This window comes from Sphingobium sp. AP49, from assembly GCF_000281715.2.
In the GTDB taxonomy this organism is placed as follows: domain Bacteria; phylum Pseudomonadota; class Alphaproteobacteria; order Sphingomonadales; family Sphingomonadaceae; genus Sphingobium.
The window spans coordinates 3,775,240-3,790,564 of record NZ_CP124576.1; the positions used below are offsets into that span (position 1 = coordinate 3,775,240).

Annotated in this window: 14 protein-coding genes; 4 read left to right on the top strand and 10 right to left on the bottom strand. The window is 64.4% G+C overall.

All coding sequences use genetic code 11. From position 1 onward, the window contains the following. Positions 1–32 precede the first annotated feature (32 nt). From PMI04_RS18015 to PMI04_RS18045, 7 genes are all read right to left on the bottom strand, one after another. Positions 33–2,078, bottom strand: coding sequence for a TonB-dependent receptor (locus PMI04_RS18015; RefSeq protein ID WP_283184816.1), 2,046 nt, complete (start codon positions 2,076–2,078; stop codon positions 33–35). Between the two features lie 261 nt (positions 2,079–2,339). After that, positions 2,340–4,025 carry an amidohydrolase gene (locus PMI04_RS18020; protein ID WP_007705075.1) on the bottom strand — a complete coding sequence of 562 codons (1,686 nt, stop codon included), beginning with the start codon at positions 4,023–4,025 and terminating at the stop codon, positions 2,340–2,342. After that, positions 4,022–4,648, bottom strand: coding sequence for an FMN-binding negative transcriptional regulator (locus PMI04_RS18025; protein WP_007705072.1), 627 nt, complete (start codon positions 4,646–4,648; stop codon positions 4,022–4,024). Before PMI04_RS18025 ends, PMI04_RS18020 begins: the two co-directional genes overlap by 4 nt. A gap of 75 nt (positions 4,649–4,723) precedes the next feature. Beyond that, positions 4,724–6,223 (bottom strand): PLP-dependent aminotransferase family protein, encoded by a 1,500-nt coding sequence (locus PMI04_RS18030; RefSeq protein WP_007705068.1) that lies wholly within the window; start codon positions 6,221–6,223, stop codon positions 4,724–4,726. A gap of 38 nt (positions 6,224–6,261) precedes the next feature. Then, positions 6,262–7,029 (bottom strand): Crp/Fnr family transcriptional regulator, encoded by a 768-nt coding sequence (locus tag PMI04_RS18035; RefSeq protein ID WP_037485242.1) that lies wholly within the window; start codon positions 7,027–7,029, stop codon positions 6,262–6,264. A gap of 65 nt (positions 7,030–7,094) precedes the next feature. After that, positions 7,095–7,706: a response regulator gene (locus tag PMI04_RS18040; protein ID WP_007705060.1), complete on the bottom strand. Its 612-nt coding sequence runs from the start codon at positions 7,704–7,706 to the stop codon at positions 7,095–7,097. After that, positions 7,703–8,869: a PAS domain-containing sensor histidine kinase gene (locus tag PMI04_RS18045; RefSeq protein ID WP_007705057.1), complete on the bottom strand. Its 1,167-nt coding sequence runs from the start codon at positions 8,867–8,869 to the stop codon at positions 7,703–7,705. Before PMI04_RS18045 ends, PMI04_RS18040 begins: the two co-directional genes overlap by 4 nt. Positions 8,870–9,024: 155 nt before the next feature. On the opposite strand from PMI04_RS18045, the gene PMI04_RS18050 reads away from it, so the two are divergent. Together PMI04_RS18050 and PMI04_RS18055 are read left to right on the top strand one after the other, a co-directional pair. After that, positions 9,025–9,387 (top strand): hypothetical protein, encoded by a 363-nt coding sequence (locus PMI04_RS18050; RefSeq protein WP_007705054.1) that lies wholly within the window; start codon positions 9,025–9,027, stop codon positions 9,385–9,387. Positions 9,388–9,403: 16 nt separating this feature from the next. After that, positions 9,404–9,901 carry a GNAT family N-acetyltransferase gene (locus PMI04_RS18055; RefSeq protein ID WP_007705053.1) on the top strand — a complete coding sequence of 166 codons (498 nt, stop codon included), beginning with the start codon at positions 9,404–9,406 and terminating at the stop codon, positions 9,899–9,901. Between the two features lie 75 nt (positions 9,902–9,976). On the opposite strand, the gene PMI04_RS18060 is transcribed toward PMI04_RS18055, so the two are convergent. After that, entirely contained in the window at positions 9,977–10,639 is a 663-nt protein-coding gene (locus PMI04_RS18060) for an OmpW family protein (RefSeq protein WP_007705052.1), read from the bottom strand. A gap of 159 nt (positions 10,640–10,798) precedes the next feature. Here PMI04_RS18060 and hemN point away from each other — a divergent pair, with 159 nt between their 5' ends. Further along, positions 10,799–12,106: an oxygen-independent coproporphyrinogen III oxidase gene (hemN, locus tag PMI04_RS18065; RefSeq protein WP_007705050.1), complete on the top strand. Its 1,308-nt coding sequence runs from the start codon at positions 10,799–10,801 to the stop codon at positions 12,104–12,106. On the opposite strand, the gene PMI04_RS18070 is transcribed toward hemN, so the two are convergent. Together PMI04_RS18070 and PMI04_RS18075 are read right to left on the bottom strand one after the other, a co-directional pair. Next, on the bottom strand, positions 12,103–13,500 hold the full coding sequence (locus tag PMI04_RS18070; RefSeq protein ID WP_007705047.1) for a sensor histidine kinase: 1,398 nt from the start codon (positions 13,498–13,500) through the stop codon (positions 12,103–12,105). The two genes, hemN and PMI04_RS18070, sit on opposite strands and share 4 nt — an antisense overlap. After that, positions 13,490–14,155 carry a response regulator transcription factor gene (locus tag PMI04_RS18075; protein ID WP_202947597.1) on the bottom strand — a complete coding sequence of 222 codons (666 nt, stop codon included), beginning with the start codon at positions 14,153–14,155 and terminating at the stop codon, positions 13,490–13,492. Before PMI04_RS18075 ends, PMI04_RS18070 begins: the two co-directional genes overlap by 11 nt. A gap of 94 nt (positions 14,156–14,249) precedes the next feature. Between PMI04_RS18075 and PMI04_RS18080 the strand changes: the two genes are divergently transcribed. Continuing rightward, complete coding sequence (locus PMI04_RS18080) at positions 14,250–15,323, top strand: ABC transporter substrate-binding protein (protein WP_007705041.1); 1,074 nt, start codon at positions 14,250–14,252, stop codon at positions 15,321–15,323. Positions 15,324–15,325 lie beyond the last annotated feature (2 nt).

Consider the following 15,325-nt stretch of genomic DNA (forward strand, 5'->3'; position numbering starts at 1 on the left):
ACCCTTGCGGATGCGGCCCCGGTCTTCAAGGCTTACAGGCTCCAGTCGGCACGCAGGCCGATGGTACGGGGCCGGATGATCGATCCCTGCGGCGTCGCCGCATCGTTCGCGAACGGGGCGTTCAGCACGCCATATTTGTCGAACACATTGTTGGCGAAGGCCATCAGCCGGACCTTTTCGCCCAGGCCGATCGAGGCGCGCAGGTCGAACACGTTGAAGTCGCCGCGCCGCGACACATCGTCGAAGCTGGTCGGCGCCGACGACAGGTAACGATGCGCGATGTCGAAGGTCGGGGCGCCCGACACATCGGCGAAGGTCAGCGTCAGGTTGTTGGCGATCGACCATTTGGACGAACCGGGCAGGGTCGTGCCCTTGGCATAGCCGCCCAGGCCCGCGACATCGAAGGGATAAGGCAGGAATTCGGTCAGCTTGGCATCCTGATAGGTGATGTTGCTGCTGAACCGGATCATCCGGTTGACATTGACCGTGCCGGAAAATTCCACGCCCTTGATGCGCGCGCCGCCGGCATTGACGACATAGGAATAATAGGACGGGCCGGGGCCGAATAGGCGTGCCTGAATATTGTTCCAGTCGATCTGGAATGCGGTCAGGTCCACGGCGAATCGGCCGTCGCCGGTCTGCGCCTTCACGCCGGCTTCGTAATTCTTGACCTCGTCACTGTCATAGGCCTGCGGAATGCTGGGCAGCAGCCCGGCATTGGGGTTGATGCCGCCGACCCGATAGCCTTCCGAATAGGTGGCATAGACCATCAGATTCTTCGACGGGCGATAGGCGATCGTCGCCTTGGGCAGGAAGCCGTCCTCCTTCTGGTTCACGCTGCCGCTCGCGTCATCGGGGGTGTAGCCGCCCGGATAGCCGCCCAGCGCACCGGCCTGGTTAAGCACGTCGGCCTTGGCAGTGGTGTCATAATAGCGGCCGCCCAGCGTGATCTCGATCTGCTCGATCGGCTTGTAGGACAGTTCGCCGAAGATGCCGAAATCTTCGTTCGTGCTCTTGGTAAGATAGCCATAGAGGCGATCGCCCGGGGTCAGCTGGCTGCCCGAATAGCCACCGAACAGGTCAGGGTTGGCGTCGATATAATTGGCCGCCCCGGCCTGGAATATCTGGTCATAGCTGTTCTTCTTGGCCTGCATGTAGCTGACGCCGATCAGCCATTTGAACGGCCCTTCGCCCGCCGAAGCCAGCCGCGCCTCGACCGTCTTGATGAGGGCGTCGGCGTCTCCCACCGAATAGGCCGCGCCGTCGCCGGTCGTCACCCCGGTGACATAGGCATAGGGGTAGGAGAAGATGGTGGTGTTGGTCTTCTTGGTGATCGATCCCAGCACCGTCAGATTGGCGATGTCGCCCACTTCCTGGTCCAGGCGCAGACTGTTCATCCAGAATTCCGTCTTCTGGGTTTCGGCACGCGGCAGGTCGCGAACATAGGGGTTGCCCAGGTCGAGATAGGTCTGGTCGTCCAGCTTGCTGTCCTGCCAGCTCGACAGATAGGTGACCTTGGTGGTCTCACCCAGATTGGCGACGATCGATCCGCGCAGGCCGCGCGTGCGATAGTCGTTGGAGCCGTTCACGCCGATCCCCGGATTGTCGAGATAGCCCGCGTCGAACCGCTGCAGCGCCATCAGGCGCACCGCCAGCTTGTCGGCCACCAGCGGCACGTTGACCATGCCCTTGACTGCATAGTTCAGCTCGCCCGATGCGTTCTTGGTGGTGCCGACCAGGCCCGATGCTGCGGCGTCAATCTTCGAGGGATCAGCGACATTGGCGACATAATTGACCAGGCCGCCCAGCGTCGAGGAGCCGAACAGCGTGCCCTGCGGCCCGCGCAGCACTTCGACGCGCTGCAGGTCGAACGTGTCGACGTCAGGGATGCCGATCGGGAAACCCGGCTCCACCACCGGCACTTCATTGAGATAATAGCCGACCGTGGTCTGGCCCTGCTCATGATAGGTGGTGGCGGCGACGCCGCGGATGACGACTTCGGAAATGCCGGGCTGATAATCGTTGAACACCACGCCGGGCAGTCGGACGATATAGTCCGACAGGCTGTTGGCGTTCATCTTCTTGAGCTGTTCGCCGGTGACGGCGCTGATCGGCAGCGCGACCTGGCGGATATCCTCGTCACGCTTGCCGGCGGTGACGATGATCGTCTCGCTGTCGCTGGCGGCCGGGCTTGGGCGAAGGCAGTGCCCGACAGCATGGTCGCGGCCGCCATGGCGGCCAGACTTGCCGTCTTGAGATGCGTCAATCTTCTCATTGTCATTCCCCTTTATGTTGCGAAAGGCGGCTGTTTTGAGCCGTTCCTCTCCCTTGCTCTGTTGTTAAATCTCGCTGCCCTCGCCAAAGCGCTGGCGGCCGCCCACGATCGTGCGCAGCACCCTGGTCGCGCCGGTCTTGGCCGGGTCGATCGCGAACAGGTCGGCATCCAACACCGCGAAATCGGCCAGCATGCCCGGTTTCAGCAGGCCCATCCGATCGTCGGAAAAGCCGGCAAAGGCGTTGGTTGCGGTGTAGGCGTGCAGCGCCTGCAGCATCGTCAGCTTCTGCTGCGGCAACCAGCCGCCTGGATTGGCGCCGTCGATCGTCTGGCGCAGCACGGCGGCGGCAACCCCGGTCAGCGGGTCGAGCGGCGCCACCGGCCAGTCCGATCCGAAGGCGACCTTCGCCCCGGCGTCGAGCAGCGAGCGGAAGGCATAGGTGCCCTTCAGTCGCTCCGCGCCGATCCGCTGGATCGCCCAGCGGCCGTCGTCGATCGCATGATAGGGCTGGACCGACGCGATCACCTGCTGCCGGGCAAAGCGCGGGATCGCCGTCTGCGTCAGATGCTGGGCATGTTCGATGCGGAAACGGCGGTCGCGCGCGCCATTTTTCGCGGCGGCGGCGGCGAAGATGTCCAGCGCTTCGTCATTCGCCTTGTCGCCGATGCCGTGGATGGTGATCTGCAGGCCAGCGGCATCCGCATCATTGGTCCATTGCTGCACGTCGGCGCGCTTGTGGATCGGGAAGCCGCTGGTGTCGGGCGCATCGTCATAGGGGCGATAGAACATCGCCGTGCGCGACCCCAGCGACCCGTCATATTGCAGCTTCAGCCCGCCCCAGCGGACCCAGTCGTCGCCGCGCCCTTCGGCCTCGATCAGCGCCTTGAGCTTCGCCCAGTCCTGCAGGGGCACGAAGGAATAGAAGCGCATGTCCGTCTCGCCCTTCGCACGCAGGCGGCGCAGCGTGTCATGGGTGATCCAGTCGAGTTCGGTGGTGTGGACCTGGACCACGCCCTTGGACAGGCCATGGGCGATGCCCTGGCGCGCGGCATCCTCCTTGTCGGCGTCGGTCGGCGCGGGGATGGCGCGCTTGACCAGGTCCATCGCCGCGTCCTTCAGGATTCCGGTCGGGTTGCCGGCCTTGTCGCGCACGATCATGCCGCCGGGCACGTCGGGCGTGTTGCGGTCGATCCCGGCCAGCTTCAGCGCCAGCGAATTGAGCGCCAGCATATGCAGGTCCAGCCGCTGCACCGCGACCGGGGTGTTGGGCGTCACCGGGTCCATCCAGCTGCGGTCGGGCAGGTCACCGCCCCACAATTCCGCGTCCCAGCTGCCGCCCTGCAGCCATTGGCCGGGCTTCAGCGCCTTGGCCGCCTCGCCGACGATGCGGGCAAATTCCTGCGGGCTCTTCGCCTCGCGCAGATTGGGCTGGCTCAGCAGATAGGAGCCGGTCAGGAAATGGGTGTGCGCGTCGGTGAAGCCGGGCATGACGAAGGCGCCGCCCAGATCGACGATGCGCGTGCCCTTGCCCGACTGCGCCTTGACCGCCGCCGCCCCGATCGCCGCGATCCGCCCGCCCACGACACCGATCGCCGATCGCTGCACGGGCATGCCCTCGCCGGTCCAGACCGTCGCGTTGACATAGGCGGTCTCCAGCGTCTGGCCCCTGGCCCACAAGCTGCTGCTCAGTGCCAGTCCGGCGAGGCCGGTCGCGCCCCCGGCCAGCATCTCGCGTCGACTGAACATCATGACTCTGCTCCCTCGTGGCTGGTCTCGTCCAGCCGGTCCTCATTGTAGATCCGCATCCAGTCGCGCAGGCCGCCGGGCGCCAGGCTGCCGACAATCTCGTTGATGCCCTGGCGGCTTTCGTCGCGACCCAGCTTGAACCGCCCGTCGATCGCGCGGACATGCGCGCGAAAGCCGATGATATGCTTCATCATCGGTTCCAGCCGCGCGCCGGCATCCTCGATATGCCAGGGGGCGACGCGGCCCGCCTCCATATGATCGGTCAGCGTCTCGATCGATTCGCGCGTCGCCTCGGGCAGCAGTTCGACATCGACGGTCAGCACCGCCATCGCATAGTTCCAGGTCGGCACCCAGTGCGGGTTCGACTGCATCTCGGGCGAGATATAGGCCTGCGGCCCATTGACCAGCACGGTGGCGCGCGGCGCCGCGCGCAGTTGCGCGACCTGCGGGTTGGACAAGGCGAAATGGCCGAGCAGCGAGACCAGCGCGCCGCCTTCATCGCATTCGGCCAGCAGCGGCAGCGGCGTGGCGCCGAAACCGGCCGCGCTATGGGAGACGATCCAGCACAGCGGATGGTCGCCGATCAGGGTGACAATGTCGTCCGGGGAACGGGGCGCATATTTCATATGCGTGACACTGCGCCGGCATTGGACCCTTCCGAAACATCCAATTCGGGAAAGTGAAGGGGTCCAAGCGACAGGTCAGGGTTCGGCGCAGCGGCGCAGCGCCTGCAACACCTCCTTGGCCTCATCTTCGGTCAGGCTGGCAAAGCCGATCCGCAGGCCCCGCTCGGTCCCTTCCGCCGCCGCATAGCTATGCGAGGAGGCAAAGCTGAGGCCGATCTCGGGCGCGCGCGCTTCCAGCCGGTCGAGCGCCGCCATATCCTTGAACTGCAACCAGAAGGCGAGGCCCCCATCGGGCAGGCGATAGTCGACCAGCCTGTCCATTTCGCTGTCAAGGTTGCGGGCGAAGGCGTCGCGCCGCCGGGCATAGATTTGCGCCGTCTTGCGCACATGGCGACGGACCTCCCCGCTCTCCAGCAGTTCGGCGGCGGCCTCCTCCGTCACGGTGTTGCCCATGCCGTCGATCAGCGAGATTTGATAGGCCAGCGCATCGACCAGCTTGGGCGCGGCGGCGATATAGCCGATGCGCAGCGCCGGCACGAGCAGCTTGGACATCGACCCGGCATAGATCACCCGCGCCGGGGCATAGCTGGCCATCGGCAGCAGCGGCTGGGCGCCGAAATGAAATTCATGGTCATAATCATCCTCGATGATCGCGAAGGCGAATTGCCGCGCCAGTTCCAGCAGGCGCAGCCGCCGCTCGGGCCGCATCGACACGGTGGTCGGGAACTGGTGGTGCGGCGTCACGAAGATGGCACGGACGCGATGCTTGCGACAGGCGCGCTCGACATCGGCGACATCGACCCCGTCCTCGTCCAGCCCGACGGTGACGATCTTCGCGCCGCAGGCGCGGAAGGCGGCGACCGCCGGCTCATAGGTCAGCCGTTCGACCAGCACTGCGTCGCCCGGCCGGATCAGGATGCGGGCGGTCAGGAACACGCCCATCTGGCTGCCCCTTGTGATGCAGATATTCTCCGCACCCACCATCAGCCCGCGCTGGCGCCGCAACATGCTGGCGATCTCCTGCCGCAGCCGGGGCGATCCGCGCGGGTCGCGATAGTGCAGCGCATTGGCGCGCGACGCGCCCTCCGCCGCCTTGCGATAGGCACGGGCCAACAGGTCGGCGGGGAAGAGGCGCCCGTCGGCGACGCCCTCGTCCAGCTTGCGCCATTTGCCCGCCGGAATCGCGATCAGCCGGTCGGGCGCCGCCAGGAACGGATATTCGGTCTCGTCTGCCTGACGTATGTCGGGCGCAATCGGCGGGGCGGGTGCATCATCACTACTGGGCAGGGACGTCGACACGATGGTGCCGCGCGTCCCCGCGCTCACCAGCCAGCCCTGTGCGATCAGTTCCTCATAGGCGGTGACGATGGTCTTGCGGTTGACCTCCAGCGCCACCGCCAGGTCCCGACTGCTCGGCAGGAACTCGCCAGGCAGCAGCCGGCCGCGCTCGATCTCGTGGATCAGCCCGTGGGCGATCTGCATGTAGCGCGGGCTGTCCGGCGCGATGCGTACACGTTCCTTGAGCGGCAGGGTCCAGGGGCGCAGCATCAGGCCCGGTACCAGAAATATCGGCACGGCAAAAGCGTCCCTCGGCCGGGCCAGAAACAGCCAAGCTATTCTCCTTCGGCAATGGCCTCCAGCGCCGCGATGTCGATCATGCGCACGCCACGACGCCCAGGCAGCGCGATCATGCCGAGCCGTTTCAATTCGGTCATCTGTCGCGACACTGTCTCGATTGTCAGCCCCAGAATATCGGCGATCTGCTGGCGCGACAAAGGCAACTCGATCACATTCTGGTCGTCAGCCCGCAGACGACGGCTCATGTCGATCAGGAATGTCGCTACCTTCTGGCGCGCATTCTTGCGGCCCAGCAGCAGCATCCAGGCCCGGGTGCGGTCCAGATCGTCGAGCGTCCGCTGCAGCAGGCGATGCTGCAATTCCCCATGCGCCAGCGCAAAGCTGTCGAAGGCGCGTCGTGGAAAAAGACAGAGCCGCGCATCGGTGAGTGCCGTGACATTATGCGGCGTCAGCGCGCCAAAGGGCCGACCGATAAAGTCGGAGGCGTAGACGACGCCCACGATCTGCTCGCGCCCATCGCCCGTACATGTCGCAAGCTTGAGCGTACCTGCAATGACATTGGCAACGACCATGCTGTCATCGCCTTCCCACATCACCGTCTGTCCGGCATGGACCGACACATGTCGCCCGATGCGATTGAGCGCCGCGCGATCCGCCTCCGAAAGATCGGCACAGATGGCGCGCGACCGCACCGCGCAATCATCGCATGAACGGCTGGGACAGTTGCGCAGCGTAGCAGCGGAAAGCGGCACGGCGCCGTCGTCGGATGACGGATTTTGCGCCAGATCAAATAGCATGTCCATGTGCCCTGCATGGCGCGGGCGTTAGCGCAGACCTATCCGTAAATATCCTTACGCGGCATGACGCGCTAGGCGATGCCGGCCTGAAACGCGATGCGCAACGCATCCGCCAGGCTTTTCACCTTCAGCTTCTCCATCATATGGGCACGGTGAATTTCGACGGTACGGGGGCTGATCCCCATGTCATGGGCCATCGTCTTGTTGGGAAGCCCCCGAACCAGGCCAATCAGCACCTCCCGCTCCCGATCGGTCAGGATGTTCAGCTGTGCCTGTGCATCCACAGCCTTCCCGCTCGCATCCCGATCGGCCAGAGACTGGCGCTTCGCGGCTTCGATACGGGCCAGCAGTGCGCCCTTCTCGAACGGCTTTGCGATGAAATCACTGGCGCCGGCCTTCATCGCCGACACGGCCATGTCGACATCGCCATGACCGGTCATGATGACGACCGGCAACATGATGCCGCGACCGCGCAATTCCCGCTGCACCTCCAGGCCGTCCATGTCCGGCATGCGCACGTCGAGCAGCACGCACCCCGCCGGCAAGCCCGCCGCTTCCTTCAGAAATTCCACGCCCCCCTCGAACAGGCGGACAGCATAGCCGCTGGTCCGCAGCAGGAAGGACAGCGAACGGCGGATCGCCTCGTCATCATCGACGACATAGACGGGATAGGATTGGGTCATGATTGCGTATCCGGTTTCTGGTCTGCACTATCCAGGGTGAAGTGAAACGCCGCGCCACCCCATGGCGAGCGGCCGGCCCAGATACGGCCGCCCTGCCCCTCTACGATGGTCTGGCTGATCGACAGGCCCAGCCCCATGCCCTGCGCCTTGGTCGTGGCAAAGGGCGTGAACAAGGTCCGCGACATGTCGGGGTCCAGGCCCGGCCCGCTGTCGGCGATCACTACCTCCACCCGGCCCGCGTCGTCGGTCGTCGCACTCAGATGCAGGATGCGGGCAGGCTGCGCACGCATCGCCTCGATCGCATTCTTGACCAGATTGATGATGACCTGCTGCAACTGGATGCGGTTGATCAACACCTTGTCGATATTCGGATCGACCCGGATGTCCATGTCGATCCCCCGGCTGTCCACCCCGATGAAGGCCAGCGCAGCGCCCTCCGCCAGCACATCGCGCAAAGTCTCAGGCTCGCGCAGCGCCTCGCCGCGCCGGATGAATTCCCGCAGCGAGCGGATGATCCCGCCCGCGCGCAACGCCTGCGCCGCGCTTTCGCTCATCGCCTCGCGCAGCATCTCGCGGTCGACCGGGCCGTCAGTGTCGAGCAGATCCCGCCCCGCCTCCATATAATTGGCGATCGCGGTCAGCGGCTGGTTCAGTTCGTGTGCCAGCGTCGTGGCCAGCGTCCCCATCGCCGTCACCCGGCTGGCATGGGCCAGTTCGACCTGCAGATCCGCCACCCGGCGCTCAGTCTGCTGCCGTTCGGTGAGATCACGGATGAACCCGGTGAACAATTGCCGCGCCTCATCGTCCACCACCCCGACCGACAATTCGATGGGAAATGTCGATCCGTCACGGCGGCGGGCGCTGGTCAGCCTGCCAGTGCCGATAATCCGCTTTTCCCGGGTTCGCAGATAATGATCGATGTAGCCGTCATGCCGTTCCCGATCCGGCGAGGGCATCAGCATCGAGACATTTTCGCCCAGTACATCGCTTTCGGCATATTGGAACATACGCTGGGCCGCCGCGCCAAAGGACACGATGCGCCCGCGTCCATCGATCACGATCAGGGCATCGGGTACCGTGGCCAGGATCGATCCCAGCAACGCCTGCTCCAGGCTGTGCGCCCGAGCGCTCAGGCCCTCGGTATCATCGTCAGCAACCGCCATGCTGCCTCCCTGCAGATCGTCATGGATCATAGGCCAAAAAAGCGCGCCCTGCCCTTCATGCACCGTGTAAACCAACCCTAGAAAGTCGCCATTGGCCCTCTCTATCAGGAATAGTCCTTATTTCTTCGCGCATCTGAAAAGAGAAGAAGCAAGGGATGAACTGGACAAGGATACGCCTCGAGCTGGCCCGCACCGACGATTTCCCCAGAGGATCGGCGGCGCGCAGCTATGTTCTGCGCCTCCCCCTCAAGGCTGATGGGCTGATCGACGAACAGGAATATCGGCGGCATCCCGAATTGGCGACCGTCGGCCGCTTCTGGTCCAATGAACCGGATCGGCACGGTTGCCTGCTGCACAGACGGGAAGGCTGGATATTCGCCTACCGCCCCGATGGGCAGAACAGCGAACGCATTGCCCATCTGACACAGGATGTCATCCGCGCGGGCCGCTTTCTGACCCTTACCGGGTCTGACGGCACCCAATTCCCATTGCTGATAAAATCCCTCGCCCCCGCCTGAACGAAAGGAATATGCGATGACATCTCTCGAAACCCGCACCGGCTTGCACTTTGATGTGCGTTCCGCAACGCCCGCCGATACCGATGCCGTCATCAGTTTCTTCGCCAGGGTATCGGACGAAGACCGGCGTTTTCGATTTCTCTCTTCGGTTCAGAACCTGAGCAAGGCGCATGCCCAGGTGATCACCGATTTCACCCCGCAGCGTCGCGAAACCTTTCTCGCCTTCCTGCCCGGGACCGATGCGATCATCGCCGCCGCCACGCTGGCCGCGGATTCGCAAGGGGACAGTGCCGAAGTCGCGATCTCGATCGACGCGGACTATAAGGGACGCGGCATCGGCTGGACCCTGCTCGACCATGCCGCCGCCGTCGCCCAACAATGGGGGGTGCGCAAACTGCGGTCGATCGAGAGTCGCGAAAATCATGCCGCGATCGCATTGGAGCGCGAACAGGGTTTTTCCGTCAGCGCGATCGAGGATGATCCCACATTGCTGCTGCTCGAACGCCAGTTCTAAAACCGCCTTCGGCACAGCGGCCCCATCACCATGCGATGGGGATGGCGCCTTTCGGTGCCACCCCCATCGCCCACATCAAAAGCGCATACCGACGCCAACGCCAAAGACCAGCGGATCGAGGTCGATCTTGACCTTCTGCACCCCGGCAGCGCTGGTCGACAGCCGCGCCGTCGTATCGATGTCGATATATTTGACGTCCAGGTTCAGGAACAGCTTGTCGGTCAGATCGATGTCGATGCCGGCCTGCGCCGCCCAACCGAAACTGTCGGACATATGGACTTTGGTCTTGCCGACCGCATCTTCCAGCGCGTTCGACGCATTCTCGTTGTAGAATAGCGTATAGTTGACGCCGGCGCCGACATAGGGACGCACCTTGCCTTCCGGCAGGAAATGATATTGCGCGGTCAGCGTCGGCGGCAGCACCCAGGTCGATGCCAGCTTGCCGATGCTTCCGGTCGTACCGCTCCGTCCGCTGGCGTTATGCTTGGTCGTCGCCGCGATCAGTTCAAACCCGATATGATCGGTTGCCATATAGGTGAAATCGATCTCGGGCATGACGGCATTGTCGACCCCGACCTTCTCGCCCGGAAAACCCGGCAGAACGCTGCCGCTCTTCTCATTGGGCGCAACGAGAATGCTGCGCAGACGGATCAGTACGTCGCCCTGCTTCGCCTGGGCCGGCGAAGCCAGCGCCGCGATCGCCACGGCGCCGCCGAGCAGGATGGTCTTCATGGTCATTGCGTGTCTCCTTCCCTTCCGGATGCCCCCGGGGGCGACGCCCTGGGGACTGGTGACGCGCTTTTGATGCGGGCTGCGGCATACGGCATTGATCCCGCGCAAGGTGGAATTTGACATGGCGCAATGCCACCCGCGATGCCAGCTGCGATCAGGACGGTCATGTGGACCTATTATCCCGATCTGCTCGCCCAGCCGGTGCCCCGCTATACCAGCTATCCCACAGCTGCGCAGTTCACTGCCGATGTCGGCGCGACCGACATGGCCAGCCGGCTTGACACATTGGATGCCGGGGCGTCCCTCTCCCTCTATGTCCACATTCCCTATTGCCATGACATCTGCTGGTATTGTGGCTGCAATACCGGCGCCGCGAACCGCAGCCACCGGCTGTCAGCCTATGTCGAGGCGCTGGAACAGGAGATCGCCCTGGTCGCAACACGGCTGGGCGGGCGTGGTCGGGCAAGACGCATCGCCTTTGGTGGCGGCAGCCCCAATTCGTTGCCGCTCGTGGATTTCATCCGCCTGCTGCAGCAACTGCTTTTGTGCTTCGACGTCCATGACGCGGAGATTTCGGTAGAGCTTGACCCGCGCAGGCTGGATCATCAGTGGATCGCGACTTTGGCGGCTATGGGCGTCGATCGCGTCAATCTGGGCGTGCAGACCTTCAGCCCCCATGTTCAGGCGCGCATCGGCCGCATTCAGCCGTTGGGCATGGTCGAACGCGCTGTCGACGGTCTGGCTCAGGCCGGTATCACGACCGGTTTTGACCTGATGTATGGGCTGCCGGGGCAAGGCATGGACGATCTGGCCGCCACGCTGGACATGGCGATCCGCATGGCGCCCGCCCGGATCGCGCTGTTCGGCTACGCCCATATGCCGCGCTTGCTGTCGCGCCAGCGCAGGATCCCGGCCAATGACCTGCCCGGCCAGGCCGCCCGCTTCGCCATGGCAGCCCATGGCTATCAGCGCCTGACCCGGGCCGGCTATCGCGCAATCGGCTTCGATCATTTCGCGCTGGCCGACGATTCCCTGGCTCAGGCGGCAGGCGAAGGTCGCCTTCATCGCAATTTCCAGGGCTTCACCGACGACGACGCCGATGCGCTGATCGGCCTGGGAGCGAGCGCCATCAGCCAGTTTCCCGACCTCATCGTGCAGAATGAAAAACAGTCCGGCCCCTACCGGACACTGGCAGTCGCCGGACATTTGCCCGCAGCGCGCGGCGCCGTGCGTACCCCACAGGACAGGCAGCGCGCCGATATCATCCAGTCTCTGCTGTGCACCGGCCAGGCTTCGATCGGCGCCACAACGGGCTGGCCGGATCTCGCCATGTTCGAGGCCCGTAATCTGGTGCATGTCGAGTCGGGCCAGATCAGGCTGACGGAACGCGCCTTGCCCTACGCAAGGGTCATCGCCGCTAGGTTCGACGCCTATCTGCAGCCGCAGGAAAAGCGGTTCAGCAATGCGATCTAGACGGCCTGTTTCTGCCGATCCGCGCCCTCGAACCGTACCGATATGCGTGTCCCCGGATTGCCCGGCGCAATGGCCAAGCTGGCGCCCATGCGCGATGCAGCCGACTGGACGATCGCCAGGCCAAGGCCGGTGCCATCCGGCCCGGACAGCCCTGCGGCCCTGAAAAAGCGCTCAAATACCCTGTCCTGATGTTCCGGGGCGATGCCCGGACCATCATCGCTGACGATCAACAACATGGCGTCCCCGTCCCGGGCAAGCGTGACCGCCACGGTACCACCCGGCTGATTGTAGCGAATGCCATTGTCGATCAGATTGGCCAATATCTCGAAGATCAGCGTGCGATGGGCCTCGACCCGATAATTCTCCTCCTCGGCCGCATCCAGAGTCAGTTCGACCTGCGCATGGATCGCCTGATTGATCAGCCGGCCGATCACCGCCCGGCTGACCTCCTTGAGGTCGACCATCTCGGTCGGTGGCGATACGCCGCTTTCCTCGGCCCGGGCGAGCGCCAGCAACTGGGTCACCAGCCGTTCCAGCCGCAGCACCGCGTCGGATATCTCGTCCATCGCCTGGGACGAACCCCGCCGTGCCAGCTCGATCTGGACCTTGAGCACCGACAAGGGCGTACGCATCTGGTGTGACGCATCCGCCGTGAAGCGCCGTACACCACCCGTCGCCCGATCAAGCTGCCCCAGCAACCGGTTGAATGCGCTGGCCAGCGGCTGCAGTTCGCTGGGCAATGGCCCGGTGTCGAGCGCGGAAAAATCGGGGCGTGCGCGGATGTCGCGGACTTCGACCGCGCGGCGCAGACGCACGAGCGGCCGCAGGCTCCATCCAAGCGCCGGGCGCAGCAACAAAATGGCCACGCCCACCAGGGTCAGTTCCCCGATCAACAGGCCGACCATCAACCGGTTGGCAAGCGCCCGACGGTTATCCAGCGTCTCGGCCACCTGCACGATGACCGGCTGGTTGATCCGCGGCAGGCTGCGCCGGACCTCACCGATCCGGATGTCCTGTTCACGATAGCGAGCAAAGCGGAAACGGGGCTGGTCGACCTGCAGCGTCACCGGATCGGGCGCGGGCAGGTCCGCATATCCGGTCAGCAGCGCGCTGCCAACCGCGACCCGATAATAGACATTGTCGCGCTCGCTATTCTCCAGCATGCCAAAGGCAGCGGGCGGAAGGTCGAGCGTCACCTCTCCCCGCTCCACCTGCACGGTTTCCGCGATCGCGCCCAGGGCGCCGCCCAGAACCCGGTCATTCGTCCGGCGGACCACATCGGAAATCAGCGTCGCGCCCCCGATGCCGATGATCGCCGCCGCCCCCAGCAATGGTCCCAGCATGGCCGCCAGCAAGCGGGTGCGCAGGGCAATGGCACGACCTTCACTTGGCATCGAGCATATAGCCCACGCCGCGCACCGTGCGAATGCCCGGACCATCAGGAGCCAGCTTGCCGCGCAGGCGGGTCACATGCACCTCGATCGCATTGCCGCCGACCGGTTCATCAAAGCCGAAGACCTCGCCGATCAACAATTCGCGCGGCACCACCTGCCCCGCCCGCGTGGCCAGCGCCTCCAGCACCGCCAGTTCGCGCCGCCGCAGATCAAGCGACCGCCCGGCCACATCGGCCGTGCCGGTAGAACGGTTGACGGTCAGGGTACCGACGATGATTTCCGGCGTCGGATCACCGCCGCGGCGACGACCAAGTGCCCGCACCCGCGCTTCCAGTTCCTCCGGCTCGAACGGCTTGCGCAGATAATCGTCGGCGCCCAGGTCCAGTCCGCGCACCCGGTCATCCAGCGCGTCGCGCGCCGTCAGCATCAGGACCGGTACCTTTTCCCCCCGCCGGCGCAGTTCCGCCAGCACGGTGAAACCATCGATATCGGGCAGACCGACATCCAGGATCACCAGCGCATAGGGTTCGCTGCCGACGATAGCCAGCGCATCCTCGCCGGTGACGACATGGTCAATCGCATGCCCTCCCGCTCGCAGAAGGGCTGCAATGCTGCGGGCAAGCGCCGCGTCATCCTCGATCATCAAAATCCGAATAGGGCACCCGATGCTGAAAGGTTGATGACAGCTTGGCTTCGTAACTGACGCTCCTAATCCGACGGAAGAACGGAACATGCGAGGAGCAGGGTCGATGCGAAGGGTTATTCAGATAGTGGCGGCGCTGGCAAGCCTGTCCGTCACCAGCGCGACAGCGGTGGCGCAAAGGCCGACCGGCTATCCGCGTTCCTATGACGATCTGGTCGCCGATGCCCGCGCTGAGCGGCAGGTGATCGTCTATGCCAATGCCGACACATCCGAAATGGCACCCGTCATCCTGGCGTTCCAGCGCCGCTATCCTGGTGTCACCGTCAGCTATTCCGATCTCGGGTCAAACGAGATGTTCCGCCGCTTCTCGACCGAGGCGCGCGGCGGCAGGATGTCGGCCGACCTGGTCTGGTCGTCGGCGATGGACCAGCAGGTCAAGCTGATCAACGATGGTTTCGCCCAGGCCTATGCCAGCCCTGAAAAGCCCGCTCTCCCACCATCGGCGGTCTGGAAGAATATGGGTTTCGGCGTCACCGCCGAGCCGATCGCCTATGTCTACAACAAGAAGGCGATACCCCACCCCCCACGCAGCCATGCCGCGCTGGAGGCGATGCTGCGCCAGGATCGCAAGGTGCTGACCGGCAAGGTCGCGACCTTCGATCCTGACAAGTCCAACACCGGCTATCTCTATTTGACCCAGGATTATGCCATTACCCGCGACACCCGCTCGCTGGTGGAGGCGATGGCTGCAACCCGGCCGCAATTGCACATCACCACCGAACCGATGCTGCGTGGTGTGGCCGAGGGCAAATATGCGATCGCTTATAATGTGATCGGTTCCTACGCGGTCGAACGCGCCCGGCGCGATCCGCGCATCGGCGTGGTGTTTCCCGAAGATTATACCATCGTGATGTCGCGCATCGCCTTCATCGCGCGTGAAGCGCGGCATCCTGCCGCCGCCAAGCTGTTTCTCGATTTCCTGCTGTCGCGCGAGGGGCAATCGCTGCTCGCCCAGCATAGCCTCTGGCCGGTGCGCACCGACATCAAGGGACGTCGCCTGCCCGCTGCCCAGGCCCGCGCGATCCGCGTCGGCCCGCAGCTTCTCGTCAATCTCGACCGCCTCACGCGCCAGCGCTTCCTGCGCGAATGGCAGGCGGCGCTTGTTTCAGGAGCCCGATAAGC